The 18,738-nt window shown below is 46.9% G+C and carries 17 protein-coding genes; 14 read left to right on the top strand and 3 right to left on the bottom strand.

The genetic code is table 11. The features are described from left to right. The 3 genes from D7V92_RS16600 to D7V92_RS16590 all read left to right on the top strand — a co-directional run bounded on the left by D7V92_RS16600 (position 1) and on the right by D7V92_RS16590 (position 2,779). On the top strand, positions 1 to 1,515 hold the full coding sequence (locus tag D7V92_RS16600) for a Gfo/Idh/MocA family oxidoreductase (protein ID WP_005854795.1): 1,515 nt from the start codon (positions 1 to 3) through the stop codon (positions 1,513 to 1,515). Between the two features lie 21 nt (positions 1,516 to 1,536). Beyond that, the gene (locus tag D7V92_RS16595) at positions 1,537 to 2,391 is read left to right on the top strand and encodes a sugar phosphate isomerase/epimerase (protein ID WP_048927651.1); all 855 of its coding nucleotides are present in this window, start codon (positions 1,537 to 1,539) and stop codon (positions 2,389 to 2,391) included. Positions 2,392 to 2,488: 97 nt separating this feature from the next. After that, a complete protein-coding gene (locus D7V92_RS16590) occupies positions 2,489 to 2,779 on the top strand; it encodes an RNA polymerase sigma factor (RefSeq protein WP_008778163.1) in 291 nt (96 codons plus the stop codon). A 116-nt stretch (positions 2,780 to 2,895) separates the two neighbouring features. Here the strand turns inward: D7V92_RS16590 and D7V92_RS16585 are convergent, their stop codons facing one another. Then, positions 2,896 to 3,765, bottom strand: a complete 870-nt coding sequence (locus D7V92_RS16585; protein ID WP_057319807.1) for a FecR family protein — start codon at positions 3,763 to 3,765, stop codon at positions 2,896 to 2,898. A gap of 82 nt (positions 3,766 to 3,847) precedes the next feature. Further along, positions 3,848 to 4,105, bottom strand: a complete 258-nt coding sequence (locus D7V92_RS16580) for a sigma-70 family RNA polymerase sigma factor (RefSeq protein WP_005854787.1) — start codon at positions 4,103 to 4,105, stop codon at positions 3,848 to 3,850. Positions 4,106 to 4,186: 81 nt separating this feature from the next. On the opposite strand from D7V92_RS16580, the gene D7V92_RS16575 reads away from it, so the two are divergent. From D7V92_RS16575 to bioC, 11 genes are all read left to right on the top strand, one after another. After that, a complete protein-coding gene (locus tag D7V92_RS16575; RefSeq protein ID WP_121773338.1) occupies positions 4,187 to 7,588 on the top strand; it encodes a TonB-dependent receptor in 3,402 nt (1,133 codons plus the stop codon). A 17-nt stretch (positions 7,589 to 7,605) separates the two neighbouring features. Then, positions 7,606 to 9,252: a RagB/SusD family nutrient uptake outer membrane protein gene (locus D7V92_RS16570; RefSeq protein ID WP_036612951.1), complete on the top strand. Its 1,647-nt coding sequence runs from the start codon at positions 7,606 to 7,608 to the stop codon at positions 9,250 to 9,252. An 88-nt stretch (positions 9,253 to 9,340) separates the two neighbouring features. Then, on the top strand, positions 9,341 to 10,081 hold the full coding sequence (locus tag D7V92_RS16565) for an endonuclease/exonuclease/phosphatase family protein (protein WP_036651545.1): 741 nt from the start codon (positions 9,341 to 9,343) through the stop codon (positions 10,079 to 10,081). A 160-nt stretch (positions 10,082 to 10,241) separates the two neighbouring features. After that, positions 10,242 to 11,309 (top strand): DUF4831 family protein, encoded by a 1,068-nt coding sequence (locus D7V92_RS16560; protein WP_121773337.1) that lies wholly within the window; start codon positions 10,242 to 10,244, stop codon positions 11,307 to 11,309. Between the two features lie 26 nt (positions 11,310 to 11,335). Then, a complete protein-coding gene (locus D7V92_RS16555; protein ID WP_057326691.1) occupies positions 11,336 to 12,991 on the top strand; it encodes a peptide MFS transporter in 1,656 nt (551 codons plus the stop codon). 31 nt (positions 12,992 to 13,022) lie between these two features. Further along, positions 13,023 to 13,523: a hypothetical protein gene (locus tag D7V92_RS16550; RefSeq protein ID WP_233572870.1), complete on the top strand. Its 501-nt coding sequence runs from the start codon at positions 13,023 to 13,025 to the stop codon at positions 13,521 to 13,523. Between the two features lie 35 nt (positions 13,524 to 13,558). Then, positions 13,559 to 14,542: a biotin synthase BioB gene (gene bioB / locus D7V92_RS16545; RefSeq protein WP_121773336.1), complete on the top strand. Its 984-nt coding sequence runs from the start codon at positions 13,559 to 13,561 to the stop codon at positions 14,540 to 14,542. After that, on the top strand, positions 14,539 to 15,819 hold the full coding sequence (gene bioA / locus D7V92_RS16540; RefSeq protein ID WP_121773335.1) for an adenosylmethionine--8-amino-7-oxononanoate transaminase: 1,281 nt from the start codon (positions 14,539 to 14,541) through the stop codon (positions 15,817 to 15,819). Before bioB ends, bioA begins: the two co-directional genes overlap by 4 nt. 30 nt (positions 15,820 to 15,849) lie before the next feature. Then, complete coding sequence (locus D7V92_RS16535; protein ID WP_011966631.1) at positions 15,850 to 17,043, top strand: 8-amino-7-oxononanoate synthase; 1,194 nt, start codon at positions 15,850 to 15,852, stop codon at positions 17,041 to 17,043. Positions 17,044 to 17,080: 37 nt separating this feature from the next. Beyond that, entirely contained in the window at positions 17,081 to 17,746 is a 666-nt protein-coding gene (locus D7V92_RS16530) for a DUF452 family protein (RefSeq protein ID WP_121773334.1), read from the top strand. After that, positions 17,737 to 18,498, top strand: coding sequence for a malonyl-ACP O-methyltransferase BioC (gene bioC, locus D7V92_RS16525; RefSeq protein ID WP_034527241.1), 762 nt, complete (start codon positions 17,737 to 17,739; stop codon positions 18,496 to 18,498). The genes D7V92_RS16530 and bioC overlap by 10 nt, the downstream gene beginning before the upstream one ends. A 60-nt stretch (positions 18,499 to 18,558) precedes the next feature. On the opposite strand, the gene D7V92_RS22530 is transcribed toward bioC, so the two are convergent. After that, a partial coding sequence (locus D7V92_RS22530) for a hypothetical protein (RefSeq protein ID WP_233572869.1) occupies positions 18,559 to 18,738 on the bottom strand: 180 nt, incomplete at its 5' end.

The following is an 18,738-nucleotide window of genomic DNA, read 5'->3' as shown; positions in this document are numbered from 1 at the left end:
ATGAAAAACATTTCGAGAAGAAGTTTCCTCAAGACCGGAGCCGTAGCGGCAGCCGGACTAACGATCGTTCCGGGTTCCGTGCTCGGTAAATCCTTTGGCTATACAGCTCCTAGTGACAAACTGAATATCGCGGGTATCGGTGTCGGCGGTATGGGACGTCGTAACCTCGCCAACATGAACACGGAGAATATCGTAGCTTTATGCGATGTAGATTGGCACTATGCGGACAAGACCTTCAAGGACTATCCGAAGGCTAAACGCTTTAAAGACTGGCGTGTCATGTTCGATGAGATGGGTAAATCCATCGACGCGATTATGGTAGCCACCCCAGACCATACACATGCCGGCGTGACCGCCCACGCAATCACGCTAGGCAAGCATTGCTATACGCAAAAACCGCTTACCCACTCCGTTTACGAATCGCGTTTGCTTACCAAACTGGCGAAGAAATATAAGGTAGCCACCCAAATGGGTAACCAAGGTAACTCATTCGACTGGTGCCGGCAGATCGCGGAGTGGATACAGTCTGGCGTAATCGGCGATGTATATGAGGTACATTGTTGGACAGACCGCCCCATCTGGCCCCAAGGCTTGATGAAGCCGAACGATACCCCGAAGTGCCCGAAGACACTGGATTGGGATTTATGGATCGGCCCGGCTCAAAAGCGGCCTTATAATCCGGTCTATACCCCTTGGAACTGGCGTGGATGGTGGGACTTCGGAACCGGAGCCTTGGGCGATATGGCTTGCCATATCATGGACCCGTTGTATTGGGCACTCGACTTAAAATATCCGACCAGCGTAATCGGCAGCTCGACTTTGAGTAATCTGTACTCCCCTCCTCACGCACAGATCGTAACGTATACATTCCCCGCACGTCCGCCCAAAGGAAATGTCAAGATGCCGGAAGTAAAAGTCTATTGGTACGATGGTGGCTTGATGCCTCCCCGTCCGGAAGAATTGAAAGACGGGCAGATGATGGGCGACGAGAACGGCGGTATCATCTTCATCGGAACGAAAGGAAAGATCATGACAGGCTGTTACGGAATGAACCCGACCTTATTACCGGTTTCCGACATGGAGCATTTCAACCAGCCCAAACCTACGATCCCGAGAGTGAAAGGCGGCAATGGAGACATATGGTCTACCAACGCCCATGAGCAAGACTGGATCCGTGCATGTAAGGAATCCCCGGAAAATCGTACGGAAGCCTCATCCAACTTCCAGTTCTCCGGTCCGTTCAACGAGATGGTCGTGATGGGAGTCTTGGCCGTTCGCCTCTCCGGACTGCAAGGTTTGCATCGTGAGTTGCAATGGGATGGAGAGAATATGCGGTTTACGAACATCTCCCCGAACGATAAGATCAAGATCGTCACGGTGGATGATTTCAAGGTAATTGACGGAGATCCGCGTTTCGACCGTCGCTTCGCCGAGTTTAACGCCGCAGAGATGGCCAACGAATGGATCAAGCATACGTATAACAACGGTTTCTCTCTGCCGGATATGCCAAGATAAACCTTTTAATAACAACCGAATATGATAAGACATATCTATAAAATAATGATAGCGATCGTTTGCTGCCTATTGGCTATTCCAACCGAAGCGCAAACGAAGGCCGAGAAGAACGGATGGCGTCTAGGGATGCAATCCTATAGTTTCCACCTGTTCCCTTTGACGGAAGCTCTCGATAAGACACAAGAACTGGGATTGAAATACATCGAGATTTATCCCGGCCATAAGCTCGGTGGTAAATGGGGAGATAAAGTATTCGATTTTAACCTCGATGCACAAACTCAGAAAGAGATCAAGGAGCTTGCGGCATCCAAAGGTATCAAGATCGTAGGAACCGGGGTGTATGTAGCCGAAAAGTCGTCCGATTGGGAAAAGATGTTCAAATTCGCGAAAGCGATGGACCTAGAGTTCATTACTTGCGAACCGGCTTTAAGCGATTGGGACCTGGTAGAAAAATTGTCCAAGCAATACAACATTAAGATCTCCGTCCATAATCACCCGCAGCCTTCCGAGTATTGGAAACCGGAGAACTTGTTGAAAGCCATTTCCGGACGCAGCCACTTGCTAGGTTCTTGTTCAGATGTGGGGCATTGGCGTCGGGAGGGGCTAAACCAGATTGATTGCTTAAAGCAACTCAAAGGTCGAATCATCTCTTTGCATTTCAAGGATATCGCCCCGAAAAAAGCAGGAGAGAATGAGCAGCACGACGTGATCTGGGGCACAGGCATCCTAGATGTAAAGGAAATGTTGAAAGAACTCAAATCCCAGAATTTCAAGGGAGTATTCTCTATCGAGTATGAATACAACTGGGAAAACTCAGTACCGGATATTAAAGAATGTATCCAATATTTCAATAAAACCGCAAACGAAATCTTATAATAGGGTTAGCATTAATTGACAGGCAGTAAGCGTATAGGCCCAAGGAATGTTCTCCTTGCCTATACGCTCCACCTTTCTAATAATACACGGGAATAAAATGGCATCTGACAACAAAATAATCGAATTGATCAAACAAGGAGATATAGCCGCCTTTAATACCCTGTTCAAGTCTGTTTATCTCCAACTTTATATACATTGCCGAAAATTTATCCCCGACCCGGAAGACGCAAAAGACATCTTACAAAACGTCTTCCTCCGCTTCTGGGAAAAGCGTGAGAACATCGATATTCACACGTCTTTAAACGCTTATTTATACAGGGCTATACAGAACGAATGCCTCAATTACCTTCGTTCTACCGGAACTCCCTATCTGATTAGCCATAATTAATAAATTTAAGATTAATAATAAGATCTAACAATGTTACGTTTTTATCCGTATTACACTAAAAATCATCCATTTCTCATAAGCAAGACTGTTTTTAAGATTAATAATTCAATGATTTATTATTTGATTACTATAGTATCTTTCAGTATTTGATAGCGAATGCCCGTATTCGTCTTTATCACATTGAGAATCTCCGATAAATCTTCGTTGTTACGGAAACTTCCGCTAAACCTTAATTTTTTTATCCCTTGATTTTCATAACGAAATACAACGTTATAGTTCCTTTCCAACAACTTTGTTATATCTTGCAGATACATCATTTCAAAAGACAAGAAACCTCCTCTCCATTGAGCGAATAGTTTCTTATCGTAAGGCACTACTTCTATCTTATTTCTACTTTTATCATAAACCGCCACTTGGTTAGGCTCAAGTAAGACCTCTTGTTTAGTCAACGTAGGTTGTACGGCGACCTTGCCATTGAACAAGGTTGTGGTTAGTTGCGAGTCTTCCATATAAGCGGAAACATTAAAGGCCGTACCAATCGCTTTCACATCGATACCGTTTGCCTTTACAACAAATGGTAAGTCTTTATTCTTTGCGACTTCAAAATAAGCTTCTCCATCCAAATAAATGCTACGATTGGAATGGCCGTAGTTCTCCGCATATTCTAGAGTTGTACAAGAGTTAAGCCAAACCCTCGTACCATCCGGTAATTGCAAATAGCTCTTCTCTCCTTTGCTCGTTACTAATTTATAATTTCCAACTGTCGATAAGTTCTCTTGATTCGTAAGATACAACGTTGATAGTGAAATACCTATGCCCAAAACCACGGCAGCGGCATATTTCATGTACTGAAGGAATAGCCTTCTTGTTTTCATTTTGGTAATAGTTTTTTTCTCTATGGATGAAAACAAACGCTCCCACTCCCTATCAACATCTACTTCGTCTTTGAGACTTTCCGCAATTATATTTTTTATATATTCTTTCATTGTTTTTTCTCGATTCTATATGTATGACACTTCAAAACGATGTGCTACTTACAAGATTGATAGATTTTTGTATTATATTTTTTCAAGAAACCAGATAATCTTTCAATCTACTTTTCAAAATCTTAAGGGCTCTATATATCTGTGTTTCCACTGTACGGACGGAGATATCCAATTTATCTGCGATCTCTTGGTTCTTGAGTCCATTTATACGACTCAATTTAAAAATGGATTTACATTGATCTGGTAATTCCTCTATCGTATTTTCCGTGATTCGTTCTATTTCAAAAATACTAAGTATCGAATAAGGATCATTATCTTCCACAGCCTCTTGTTTATCCATCTCTGATATTTCATATCGGGGAATGTCAATGGTTCCGGTAGAACTAATTACAGAACCCTGAAAAAATCATTATTTTTAGGTTTGTGCTTAACCTTTTTCCAGCCGTACACAGTAGCGGCATCAGCACAAATTATATCCTTAAATATCACAAAAGGAACTATCACTGAAGTTTTTAAGGCGATTGAAGACCAAAGTGAATATAAATTCTTTTATAATGACAATCAAATCAATTTGAATAAACGGGTTGATGTCAGTATCCATGAAGAATCCATAGAACAAGTATTAAACAATGTCTTTAGAGGTACGGATATTACGTATAAGATCGTCAAGAATCACGTAGTACTTACCAACAAGACCATGAAAGATACGGAGTTGCCATCCACCAACCAAAATCGCAAACGGCTAACCGGACAAGTAGTAGGACAAGATGGGGAGCCTCTGATCGGAGTAAACGTTGTAGTGAAAGGTACGACAATCGGATCTATGACCGATATGGACGGAAACTACATTCTAGAGAATGTTCCCTCCAACGCTACCGTTGAATTCTCATACATCGGCTATCTCCAACAAAGTATCAACGTAGGCAATAAAAGTAACCTCAACGTCACTTTAGCGGAAGATACTCAAAAGTTGGATGAGGTAGTAGTTGTTGGTTACGGTTCCTTCAAGAAAAGAGATTTAACCGGAGCTGTTTCTCAAGTAAAAGGAGACGAGATCTCGAACCTACCGCTTCGCAGCGCCGCCGACGCCTTGCAAGGAAAAGCAGCCGGTGTAACCATAACATCTAGTTCCGGTAGCCCAGGTTCACTCGGTAATGTCCGTATCCGTGGTGTCGGTACTATCAATAATAATGATCCGTTGTATGTAGTAGATGGTCTACCTCAAGGTGATATCGGTTGGTTAAATGCCCGTGATATCGAGAGCATAGAGGTATTGAAAGACGCTTCCGCACAAGCAATCTATGGTGCCCGTGCTGCCAACGGTGTGATCCTAGTATCCACAAAGCGAGGAGCTTCCGGCGAGAGTTACCGAAGCAACATCGAGTTTGATATGAACATTGGTTTCCAAGATGTAGTGAAAACGTATGACATGCTAGACGCCGAAGGTTTCATGGAATATAAGAACCGGGCTTACGCCGCATCCGGGAAAGCCTTGATCGATGATTTCGCCACATCAGAGAAGCGAGAGCAGATCCTTACTTTCCTAGGGAAAAACGGAGGACGATCCGGTACGGATTGGTGGAAAGAGAGTACCCGTAAACCCAAGGAAGCTATCAGTCAGAATTACAACCTAGCTTTCTCCGGAGGTATGAAGAAACTCAGATACCGTGCTAGCTTTGGCTATATGGATCAACAAGGAATCTTGAAAGGTTCCGACTATGAACGCCTCTCCGGTCGGTTGAACGTAGACTCTGAGGTAACCAAGTGGTTGAACCTCTCCGCAAATGTGAACGTCACGTACGAATCCAGACGCAACCTAGATGAGAATAACTCTTACACAGCAACCGTGTTCAGTACCCTTGCGGCAGACCCAATCACTCCGGTATATCGCGACAACCTAGTGGATATCCCAGATTTCTTGCAAAACCGGATTATGGGTGGTTATGAGCCGACCAATCCTTGGTCTCGCTATACAGGCGTGATTTACTCAAACAAACCGAACACGGTTGGACAGGTAGACCGCTCCGCATTAAATCAATGGCACGGGATCGCCACGAAAAGTAATATCTCCGGCGAAGTCAAGTTGTTACCCTTCTTGACCTTCAAATCCAGTATCGCTCTTGACTTAGTCCGTAACCAAAGCGACTCTTTCCGTCCTTCTTACTATCTGGATGGAGATGAGTACTCCACTTATGCGGGCGCCAGTCGGAGCGTTGCGAATAAAGATTACTGGGTATTTGACAATTACCTAACTTACAATCAAAAATTCGACAAACATGCGGTAACAGCCATGGTCGGTACCTCCGCGGAGAAAGAACGCTACGAGGAGATCTACGCCTATAAAGAAGGACAGGTCAACAACAACCCGAACCAGCAGATCATCAACGCCGGTACCATGAATCCCGCCGCATCAGGCTACTACGCCACAAGTACGCTGAATTCTTATTTCGGTCGTGTATTTTATTCCTTTGACAACCGTTATATGATCACAGCCAATATCCGTTGGGATGGATCCTCTAAATTTGCGGATGGTAATCGCTGGGGTTGCTTCCCCTCCGTATCCGCCGGTTGGAATTTCTCGGAAGAGAGCTTCATGAATAACCTTGAGTGGCTGTCACAAGGTAAGTTAAGAGCAGCTTGGGGTGAGATCGGTAACCAGACTATCTCCTCCGGAGCCTATATGAATACATTCGGAAATGGTAGCTACTACCTCTTCGGTAATCCGTATCAGACGAACTTGTATGCCGGACGTACGCAGGTGGGTAATCCGGATCTGAAATGGGAGACTACTCGCCAACTGGACTTCGGATTGGATTTGGCCTTTTTCCAAGGTTCCTTGAGAGCAACCTTCGACTACTTTGACCGTCAGACAAGTGATATGTTGGTGCAAGTACCCGTGCCCAGTTCACTAGGATTCCCCAACACGCCGTGGATGAATGCCGGTAGCGTAAGCAATAAAGGTTTTGAAGTAACGCTAGGATACGACGGTAAGATCGGGAACGACTTCCAATATCATATCAACGGAAACGTATCCACCTATAAAAATAAGGTAAAAAGCCTAGGCAGTGGAGCGAATATTCCGGGTAAAGGCATCCATCTAGGATACTTCTCCTATACGATGACAGAGCCAGGACAACCGATCGGTTATTTCTACGGATATAAAACCGATGGTGTCTTCCAGACCCAAGAAGAGATCGACAACTACAAGAACAACGGTCAAATGGTAATGCCAAACGCAAAGCCGGGCGACTTAAAGTTCCAAGATTTGAACAAAGATGGTAAACTAGACGACGAAGACCGCACGATGACAGGAAATCCTCATCCAGACTTCACCTTTGGTTTGACCTTAGGCGCAGAATGGAAAGGATTCGACATTTCCGCCTTCTTCCAAGGATCAGTCGGCAACGACATCTTAAACATATTGAAATATGACATCTATTCAGGTACCGGTTGGTACAATGCTCCGAAGGATATATTAACAACCTACTGGAACGGACCAGGTAGTACAAACGAGAACTTCGCAATCGATGCGGATAGCCGCATGAACTTGGAGATGTCCGATTGGTATGTGGAAAACGGTTCTTATGTTCGTTTGAAGAACCTGACAATCGGTTATACGCTTCCGTCCGAATGGACTAAGAAGATCACGATCAACAACCTTCGTTTCTTTGTTGCCGCACAGAACTTATTCACGATCACCGGTTATTCCGGACTAGATCCTGAGATCGGAGAGATCAATAACTCGCCTCTTTACAAAGGCTGTGATATGGGATTCTATCCGCAACCGCGTACATTCATGTTCGGTCTTAGTTTGAAATTATAATCTTAAAATGAATTATTATGAAATCTATAGTTAACATAGGGAAATTACTTGTATCGATCGCATGCGTTGGTGCCCTTACGACAAGCTGTAACAGCGACTTTCTAGACCGCCCGCCATTGGGAACATTGGATGAGGTAACTTATCTGAGTACCAAGGATGCCGGCTACAAACTTTTGGTCAATTGCTATCAGCCCTTACAGGATAGCTGGAACTATCAGGACATGAAATTTGTCATGGGAGATCAATTGAGCGACGACTGCTCCAAAGGCGGCTCTGATGCAGGAGACCGCGTTCGTATCACGGAAATCGCCCGCGGAACACCAATGGCGACTAATCAAGTCTTGTCCGACCTTTGGACTCATCGCTACCAAACAGCGATCTCAGCCTGCAACGTATTCCTATCGCTAATCACACCTGAATCAGAATTGATCGATGATGCCGGAGGCTTGGTCAGCACAGAAACCAAACAGCGATGGATCGCAGAGGCTCAATTCATGCGTGCGTTCTATTACTACGACCTAGCTACAATCTTCCAGAATATTCCACTACTTGACAAGCCCCTGGAAGTCGTCGACAAAAGTACAATCACGAAATCCAGCAAAGAGGAGGTCATGAACTTTATCCTGAAAGACCTGAACACCGCAATCGCCGAACCTAATCTACCTAATGCAAAAAGCCTTCCGACCAGCGAGATTGGGCGAATCACCAAAGAGGCCGCCATGGCTTTCCGTGCTAGGGTATTGATGTTCTACGGCAACTACGGAGAGGCTCTGAAAGACCTGAAGGCAGTTGTCGAATCCGGAAGCTATGAATTAGTAGATGACTACGAGAAGCTATTCAATAGCGCCACAGAGGGCTATATGTCAAAAGAGTCCGTCTTCATCACCCTGCGCTCTTACATTCCTAGCTACACTGGCGGTAGCGTTTGTCCACAAATGAATGTCGGTCGCGGTATTGCCGGCGGATGGGGCGGCGAGTGTCCGACGAAGGATTTGGTAGACGAATATGAGGTAGGCGATCCACGCTTGGTACACACGGTATTGTCATCCGGCGATATATTCGTCAAGAACGATGGTTCCGAAGAGGTACACGACTATTCCGGCTACGACAATTTCCCACAGCAACACAGCCGCAAGCAGTATCCAGACTTCTCCAGACGGCCACTAAACGATTTATTGAACACGGATTGGACCCACTATCACATCCGCTATGCCGATGTATTGCTGATGTACGCTGAGTGCCTGATCGAGACGGGTGGCGACAAACAACTGGCGGCCGACCTGATCAACCAAGTACGTTACCGTGCCTTCGTGACAACCTCCTTGACAGATAGCTACGCAAAATACCGTAAGTTCAATCTCAAGGAGAGCGATCGAGTGACCGAGGATACTTTCAACGCTAAGTATAAAGTGAAAGCTTCCGATGATCTGCGTGCCGCCGTTCGCCACGAACGCCGTATCGAACTTGCAGGCGAGGGATTACGCTTCTACGACTTAATTCGCTGGGGCACCTTCGTATCTACGATGCAGAAATTCGGCAAGACTGATGAGGGCAAGTATTCCGGTGCCGGGACACTCGTCACCGATAAGACATACCCCTACCCGATTCCACAAAGCGAGATCGACTATGTAGGAGGCGCATTAACACAGAACGATAATTATTAATCTTCAATTTTTATAACTGTAGCCCCCCGCAGACAGTCCTTTCTTGTCGTCTGCGGGGGTTTCTATTCACGAAATACCTTAGAAATCCATGAAACGAATCTTATTTCTCCTAACCATCGCCCTCCTAAATTTGGGAAGTGGCCTATGCAAGACACGACAATCGTTAAGAATCATGAGCTACAACATCCGCATCGGGATCGGTATGGACCAACAGACCAATTTGAAGCGAATCGCTGAAGTGATCAACAAGGTCCAGCCGGACTATGTCGGGCTACAAGAGGTGGACAGTGTATGCGAACGCTCTGGATGGATCAACCAATATGCAGAATTGGCACGGTTGACCGGCATGTATCCAATCTTCGCACCCGCCACAGAACGTTCTAAGGGATTATACGGAATCGCCGCACTCTCCCGCAAGAAACCTCGCAGCTACCAATACATACCCCTGCCGGGAAAGGAAGAGCCACGTACCTTTCTTTGTCTCGAATATCCGAACTATACCTTGTGTAACACACATTTCTCGCTCGACCCAGACTCTCGCCTGGCCTCTATACGACTCATCAATGAGACGATGAAAAGAGAAAACAAACCAATCCTGATCACCGGAGACTTCAACATGGAGCCAGACTCTAAAGAATTCAAGGCGATGAAACAAACGTGGAGGCTCTTATCCGACCCTACGTTAGAGACCTACCCCTCGGATCATCCCCGCTTGCGTTTAGATTATATCTTCGGCGACCTAAAGCATGAATTTAGGATTATCAACGACCAAGTGATCGATATCCAGTCGTCCGATCACCTGCCGATCTATATAGACGTGCTATTTTAAGCTTTCTCCCCGGACATCCTCAGAATCCCGAACAATACGAATCTAGAAATTCTTAACGTTGTCCGGGATTTTCATGCAATAAGAATGCTTCCAATTGGTTTTAAGCAAAATATTTCCTAGTTTTGCGCAATAATATTACAGAATTAAAATAAACTGGGATATGAAGAATATAATCATTATAGCTAGTTTACTCCTCGGAATGCCGCTTATGGCACAAACCAAGGTGGTAAAAAAGAACGCCGTAAAAGCAAATAATTTCGGAATCACCTACTCGTTGCCCAAGACCTCGCTAGTCGTAGACGCCGAAGTGACGAAAGTAACTTGCAAAGCCGGGCCTTACTACCAATATGCAGAGAAGTATCTAGGCGTAAAGGATGCAGTCACGGAAGACAAGGTTTATTTCGACCTCGGAAAAATCAGTCTGATCAACCGGGGATTACCCGATGCGGATAATACCTATATCGTAGAATTCAAGCAAGGTACGGTCGCCCCTTACGCTTATCTTACCGAAGATGGATTATTATGCTCGATAAACGCAGAATATACACCGGTTGAATCCGAGCTAGATGCCGCAAAGAAAAATAAAGGCTCCCAACAAAAAGTGACAGACACTTCCGTTTTCTCGGAGGAATTACTAATGGCAGGCTCCACCGCCAAACAAGCGGAGGTGGCCGCTAAACAAATTTACCGTATCCGGGAAAGCCGTTTGAACATCTTGACCGGCGAGGCGGATAATTTACCCCCCGATGGTGAAGCCATGAAACTGGTGATCCAGCAATTGGAGGAGCAAGAAAAAGCATTAACAAACCTATTCACCGGAATCTTGACCAAAGAAACCGAGCATTATGAGGTAAGCATTATCCCTCACGACAACCTAGACAAAGAAGTATTGTTCCGTTTCTCCAAGCAGCTAGGTATCGTAGACGCTGACGATTTGGGCGGTACCCCTGTCTATATGAACTTGAAAGCGACAGAAAGAGCTCCGATCCTTGATGCCAAGGAAGCCGAGAAGAAAGACAAATCATTGAAAGGAATCGTCTACAATGTTCCGGGAAAAGCCAGCATAGAAATACTAATGAACAAAAAAACACTCTACAAAGGAGAGGCCCAAATCACTCAATTCGGAACACGGGAAGGATTAGCCCCTGTTATGTTTGAGGATAAGAAAGCCCCCGTCAAAGTTCTTTTCTATCCGGAAACCGGCGCCATAAAGCAAATTATTCAATAAGTATAAACTAATATTATCTAAAACACATGTTACAAGGACAACCTAAAGGTCTCTATGCCCTAGCACTCGCGAACACGGGCGAACGCTTCGGTTATTACACGATGCTTGCGATTTTCACATTATTCTTGCAAGCGAAATTCGGCTATACGGCCGCTGAGACATCAACGATTTTCGCTAGCTTCTTAGCGTTCGTGTATTTTATGCCATTGATTGGCGGTATGATGGCCGATAAGTTCGGTTATGGAAAGATGGTTACCTCGGGTATCATCATCATGTTTGTCGGTTATCTTTTATTAGCCATCCCAACAGATGCCGCCTCGGGAAAAATCATGATGTTCGGCTCGCTAGCGCTAATCGCTTGCGGTACCGGATTATTTAAAGGTAACTTACAAGTGATGGTAGGTAATCTTTATGATGCCCCGGAATATAGAAGTAAACGTGACCAAGCCTTTAGTTTGTTTTATATGGCGATTAATATCGGTGCCATGTACGCACCTACGGCTGCCACGAAAATGACAGACTGGATGTTGGGTAAGTATAACCTTTTCTACGAGTCACAAATTCCGGCACTCGCTCACCAATTCTTAAACGGAACCATCTCCGCAGAGAACAAAGAGGCACTCGCCGCTCTGCAAAGCGCACAAGGTTTCACCGGCGATATGGCTACGTTCTGTTCCACGTATATCGAGAAGTTGTCCGAGGCATACAACTATGGATTCGGCGTAGCTTGTATCTCATTGATCATATCGATGGCTATCTATATGGGATTCCGCTCTACCTTTAAGCATGCGGATGTCAACACCAAACAGGCACAGGCTTCCCACGCTCCGCAAGAGGAATTGTCACCCGCCGAGACGAAACAACGTATCACCGCCTTGCTGCTGGTATTCGCCGTGGTATTGTTCTTCTGGATGGCTTTCCATCAGAATGGTCTGACGATGACGTTCTTCGCTCGCGACTATACGGCCAACCAAGTGACCGGGTTGGATCGTATCGGTTTTGACGTGATTAACTTAACGTTATTGGTTATCGCCGTGTATGGGGGATTCGCTATCGCACAATCCACAACGAGCAAAGGTAAGACGATCGCCAGCATCGTGACCGTGGGCGCATTAGCCGCTCTAGGTATCAAATATATGGCTCTGCCGGAAACCGTAACGATCCTTCCGCAGACCTTCCAGCAATTTAACCCGTTCTTCGTGGTTGTATTGACTCCGGTATCGTTGGCGATCTTTGGTTATCTGGCTAATAAGAAGAAAGAGCCGTCCGCTCCTCGTAAGATCGGATTGGGTATGATGATCGCCGCTTGCGGTTTCTTGATCTTAGCGATCGGTTCTATGGGCTTGCCTACACCGGACGCTTTAGCGGCAGATAGCAAATTGCAGGTATTGGTTTCTCCGAACTGGTTGATCTCGACTTATCTGGTATTGACCTTCGCCGAATTATTGCTTTCTCCGATGGGTATCTCTTTCGTATCCAAAGTGGCTCCTCCTAAATACAAAGGTATGATGATGGGTGGTTGGTTCGTGGCTACGGCTATCGGTAACTATCTGGTCGCTATCATCGGTTATTTGTGGGGAAGCATGCAATTATGGATGGTATGGAGCGTGTTGATCGTTCTTTGCTTACTGTCTGCGTTGTTCATGTTCTCTATCATGAAGAAACTAGATAAAGTGGCTTGACAATTGAGAATTGAGAATTGAAAATTAGAGGATGAGGAAGTCGTATACATATCGTTCGCAGGCACTCCGTTTCAGAAGATGGAGCCGGAAGGCGTATGCGGCTTTCATCAGTATACAGAGGGCTGTTACGATCGGACAATTATCCTTTTCCGTAGCCGATCGCTTCGAAAAAAAGAACCAGTCTTTACATACCGGTATCGGTACGTTCACGGACGGATTTTTCGAAGAGGATAACGAGGAGAGGGAGAATACCGAGGAGAACAAACGGAGCCTCGCGGTATCGCATGGACTGTTTACGGCATTACTCCCGGTATTGGTATCAAGTGAGATCGCTCATCCGGCTCATCGTGTAGCTCACTATACATTATATAATATAGTAAAGGCGGGAAGTATCCGAAAGAATACTTCCCGCCTTTCTTATTTCCATCCGGTTGTAGAGACGGGGCGTGCCCCGTCTCACTACAGACTAATGCGTACCCTAAGTTACCATTTGGAGGGGATGAGACGGGGCACGCCCCGTCTCTACAACTAGGTATATATATACGTGGAATTATTAAATGAGAGAAAATGACAATAGAAGAAGCAAAGCAGTACATCCTAGAGGGTGGGAAGATTACTGAGGAACAGGCTTTAAGCTTGGCGAATCACCCGGACAAAAAGGCGCTTTACGAGGCCGCCCACCAAGTCACCCGCCATTTTATGGGGAATAAGTTCGACACTTGTTCCATCATCAACGCCAAAAGCGGCAATTGCAGCGAGGATTGCAAATGGTGCGCACAGTCGGGACATTACAAGACCCTCGTAAACTTATATCCTTTGCTTCCGGCCAAGGAATGTGTCTATCATGCGGTATATAACCGGAAACAGGGCATCCGGCGTTTTGCCTTGGTGACTAGCGGTAAGCGAGTATCGGACAAAGAAATGGAACAGATCACCGATACGATCCGGCAAATCAAGCGGCAAAGCGATATTAAATGCTGTGCCTCCATGGGATTGCTAACCCGCTCCCAACTCCAATCGCTTTACGATAGCGGAGTGGAGAACTATCACTGCAATATAGAGACCGCCCCTTCCTATTTCCGCAGGCTCTGTTCTACGCATACGATCGAGCAGAAAATGGAAACCATCCATACCGCCCGAGAAATCGGTTTCCGCATCTGCTGCGGTGGTATTATCGGCATGGGCGAGACGATGGAGGAACGAATCGAGATGGCTTGTTTCTTACAGAAAGAAGGTATCTTATCCATCCCTCTCAATTTATTACAGCCGATACCGGGAACTCCTATGGAGAATACACAGCTCCTACAAGAAGAGGAATGGCTAACAACGATCGCCCTTTTCCGCTTGATCAATCCGAACGCATTTCTCCGTTTCTCCGGCGGACGGGCACAATTAAGCGAGGCCACGCAACGGAAATCCCTATATATCGGGATTAACTCCGCGATCATCGGAGACTTATTAACGACTATCGGAAGCAAGGTAGAGGAAGACAAAGTCTTATTTACCTCCGAAGGCTATTCACTCACCGAAAACACCGATTGGGAAAAATGACAACAACCGAACTTTTACAATACGACCAGGATCATCTATGGCATCCCTACACCTCGACCATCGATCCACTTCCCGTCTATCCGGTATCCAAAGCGGAGGGCGTAACGATAACCCTTGCGGACGGCAGGGAGCTAATAGACGGAATGTCTTCTTGGTGGGCGGCAGTCCACGGATACAACCATCCGGTACTTAACGCGGCGGCTAAAGCCCAATTGGATAAGATGAGCCATATCATGTTCGGGGGATTCACGCACGAGCCGGCTGTCGAGTTGGCCGCTAAATTACTACCGCTATTGCCCCCTTCTCTAGAAAAGATATTCCTAGCAGATAGCGGCTCGGTAGCCGTGGAGGTAGCCTTAAAGATGGCGATCCAATACTGGCAGTCCAAAGGCATACCGGGAAAACATACCTTCGCCACGATCCGTAGCGGTTATCACGGGGATACTTGGCACGCCATGTCGGTATGCGATCCGGTGACGGGTATGCATGGGATCTTCTCCGGAAGCCTACCCATCCAATACTTCATACCTCAACCTTCGGTCCGATTCGGCGAGGAATGGAGAGAGGAGGCCATGGCTCCCTTGCGGGATTTACTAGAGCGGCATGCCGACGAGATCGCCGCCTTGATCTTGGAACCGGTCGTACAGGGGGCAGGAGGCATGTATTTCTACTCCCCCACTTTTCTCGTGCGTGCCCGGGAACTTTGCGACCGGTATAACGTCTTATTGATATTCGACGAGATAGCGACAGGCTTCGGACGTACCGGAAAGTTATTCGCATGGGAACATGCGGGAGTCGAACCCGATATCATGTGTATCGGAAAGGCATTGACGGGAGGTTATCTTACGCTTTCCGCCACGATCACGACAAAGCCGATAGCCGACACGATCTGTTCCGGCGAGGCGGGATGCTTTATGCATGGACCTACGTTTATGGGAAATCCCTTGGCATGCGCTATCGCTTCGGCCTCGATCTCTTTATTGATCGCCAGTCATTGGCAGGAGAAAGTGAAGCTTATAGAGGAACAATTGCGGGCGGAGTTAGCGCCAGCCGCCAAGCTGCCTGAAGTCGCTGAGGTACGGGTATTGGGGGCGATCGGGGTGATCGAGATGAAGCATCCGGTGGATATGGCGGTATTACAACGCCAATTCGTAGAGGAAGGGATATGGGTACGTCCATTCGGACGGCTGGTTTATCTCATGCCTCCTTTCGTTATCTCCACATATGAACTATCCAGACTAACCTCCGGATTATTGAGAGTATTAACGCATAATTAACATATCTACAACCGGGTAATATATAGATATATGAAATCATATAACGAGCAACTTACGGCTTTACGAGCCTCCGGGAATCTTAGGCACCTACCGGAAGTCGAGCATCAAGGAATATGGATATTAAAAGAGGGAATGCGTATGCTGAATCTCTCTTCCAACGATTATCTTGGATTAGCCAGCCGGCAGGATTTACAAGAGGAGTTTCAAGCATCCACACAAGACCGCTTCTATCCCTACTCCTCCTCATCATCCCGCTTGCTGACGGGTAATTTCTCCGTCTATACGAAACTGGAGAAACAGATCGCCCGCTCCTTCGACCGGGAAGCCGCATTGATCTTCAATAGTGGCTATCATGCCAACACCGGAATCCTCCCGGCCTTAACCGATAAACAGACCTTATTACTCGCCGACAAGCTGGTGCACGCCAGCATCATCGATGGCATCTTGTTGAGTGGCTCCCCATTCCTCCGTTACCGCCACAACGACTATGACCAACTGGAACGCCTCGTACAAAAGAACGCCTGTCAATACGAGACGATCATCATCTTGACCGAAAGCATTTTCAGCATGGACGGGGATGTAGCGGATTTAAACCGCCTGATAGCTATCAAAAGGCAATATCCCAATATCCTATTGTACGTAGACGAGGCTCATGCCATCGGAGCCCGTGGAAAGACGGGGCTAGGTATCGCCGAGGAACAAAGTTGTATCCAAGAGATCGATCTATTGGTCGGTACTTTCGGCAAGGCGTTAGCGTCTATGGGGGCCTATTTGGTTTGTTCCCGTACGATACGGGAATATCTGGTCAATACGATGCGACCGCTCATATTCAGTACGGCCCTGCCACCGTTCCAAATCGCATGGACTTCCTTCATCTGGGAGCAACTCCCCTCGTTCACGAAGGAACGGGAGAATCTTCTAGCATATAGCCGATTGCTGGCGGAGGCTTTAACGGGCAAAGGAGGCGAGATCAGCCAAAGCCACATCATCCCTTTCATTGTGGGAGAGAGCGAGGATTGCGTACGGAAAGCGGAAGAGCTACAACGAAAAGGCTTCTACTGCCTCCCCGTTCGCCCGCCGACAGTGCCCAAAGGTACCTCCCGTATCCGCTTCTCCCTTACGGCAAACCTCACAATAAAAAATATTCATCAACTGATTGTAGAGACGGGGCGTGCCTTGTCTCCCACCGGGACATGCCCCGTCTCTACACCCCCGGATAGATAACTGGATAGATAGTATGTATATAAATTGAATTGATAGTATGTATATAGATAAGATAATAAATAAGCTATCCCCTAGTCTGATCCTCTGTCTCGCCGGCTGGTCCACCTCGCCGGAGCTTTTCCGCCATCTGGAAGTACCGGAGCAGACAGACCTATGGATTGCCTACGATTACAGGACGCTCGCATTCGAAGAGACATTCGCCCCCTATAAAGAGGTACATCTGGTCGCTTGGTCTCTAGGCGTATGGGTAGCCACCCGACTCTGGGCAGGCCACCGATCCTTTACCACGGCGACCGCCCTGAACGGTACCCCTTTTCCCATGCACGATACGCTAGGCATCCCGACCGCGATCTTCGAGGGAACCCTCCATCATATCAGCGAGGAAGGCATGCGTCGCTTTAACCGCAGGATGTGCGGAGACAAGGAGACATTCAATCGCTATTCGGAACTCTCACCACGTCCGCTGGAGGAGATCAAGGAGGAACTGGAATCTCTATATAATCAGATCCTCCCGGAAAAGCTCGAATCAGCCGATCCGCGGATATCCGCCTTCTGGGATCAAGCCATCCTATCCACCGAAGATAAGATATTCCCGGCAACCAACCTCCGGAACTACTGGCAAGGCCGTTGCCCCATCCAAGAGATCAAGGCGCCTCATCTTCCTTTTTACCACTATCAATCATGGAACGAATTATGGAAGTAATCGAACAAGAACGGATCCGCCGGCGTTTCAGCCAAGCGGTGAATACATACGACGATCACGCGGATGCCCAGAAACGGATATGCGCCCATCTGGTACAGCTATTGACCGTATACACCTCCTCTCATTTCCGCAGGGTGCTGGAAATCGGTTGCGGAAGCGGCGGATTCACCCGTTTATTAAAACAAGAATGCCAAATCGAGGAATGGGTACTCAACGATCTTTGCGAGACTTGGCAAAGCGCCATCGAGGAGTTGTTTCCTTCCGCCACTCCTCTATTCTTGGCCGGTGATGCCGAGCGACTGGCTTTTCCCGGCACGTTCGACTTGATTGCCTCGGCCTCCGCCCTGCAATGGATGAAAGACCTTCCACGTTTCCTCCATAAGCTATCGTCCACCCTATCGCCCGGAGGCATGCTGGCTTTCAACACCTTCACGCCAGACAACCTTCACGAGATCAAGGAACTGACCGGAGAAGGGCTCACCTATCCTACCGCCGGACAATTAAGGGAGTGGTTATCCACCTACTTCCGGATCGTCCATGAAGAGGAAGGAAATATCGCCCTGACCTTCCGGCACCCGCTGGAGGTGCTAAGACATCTAAAGTACACGGGTGTCACGGCCAACGCCTCTTGCGTCTGGACACGGGGAAAACAGGAACGTTTCTGCCGGGATTATCAAGAGAGATTCCCCTCGGCGGATGGTGGGGTCACATTAACTTACCGTCCACTCTATATCTTAGTGGTCAAAAGATAAAGGTGAGGTAGATCGCCTCTTCCGAGGTATTGATCCTTTCACCTATATGATATGATCGTATCACAAGGGTGAAACGATCTTTTCACCTAGGTGATACGTTCTTTTCACAAGGGTGAAAAGATCAATAGCACAGAAAAAAAGGAATAAATCTCTTAGGGACAAGGTGTGGGGGGTATTTGAATAAGCTAAATAGATGTTGATTGGAATATTTTTGAAAACCTGTTGAATATCTGAATGTTG

It is taken from the genome of Parabacteroides sp. CH2-D42-20, assembly GCF_003670185.1.
GTDB classification, from domain to species: domain Bacteria; phylum Bacteroidota; class Bacteroidia; order Bacteroidales; family Tannerellaceae; genus Parabacteroides; species Parabacteroides distasonis.
The sequence above is the reverse complement of the archived record's forward strand: the minus strand, read 5'-3'. Positions and strand labels throughout refer to the sequence as shown.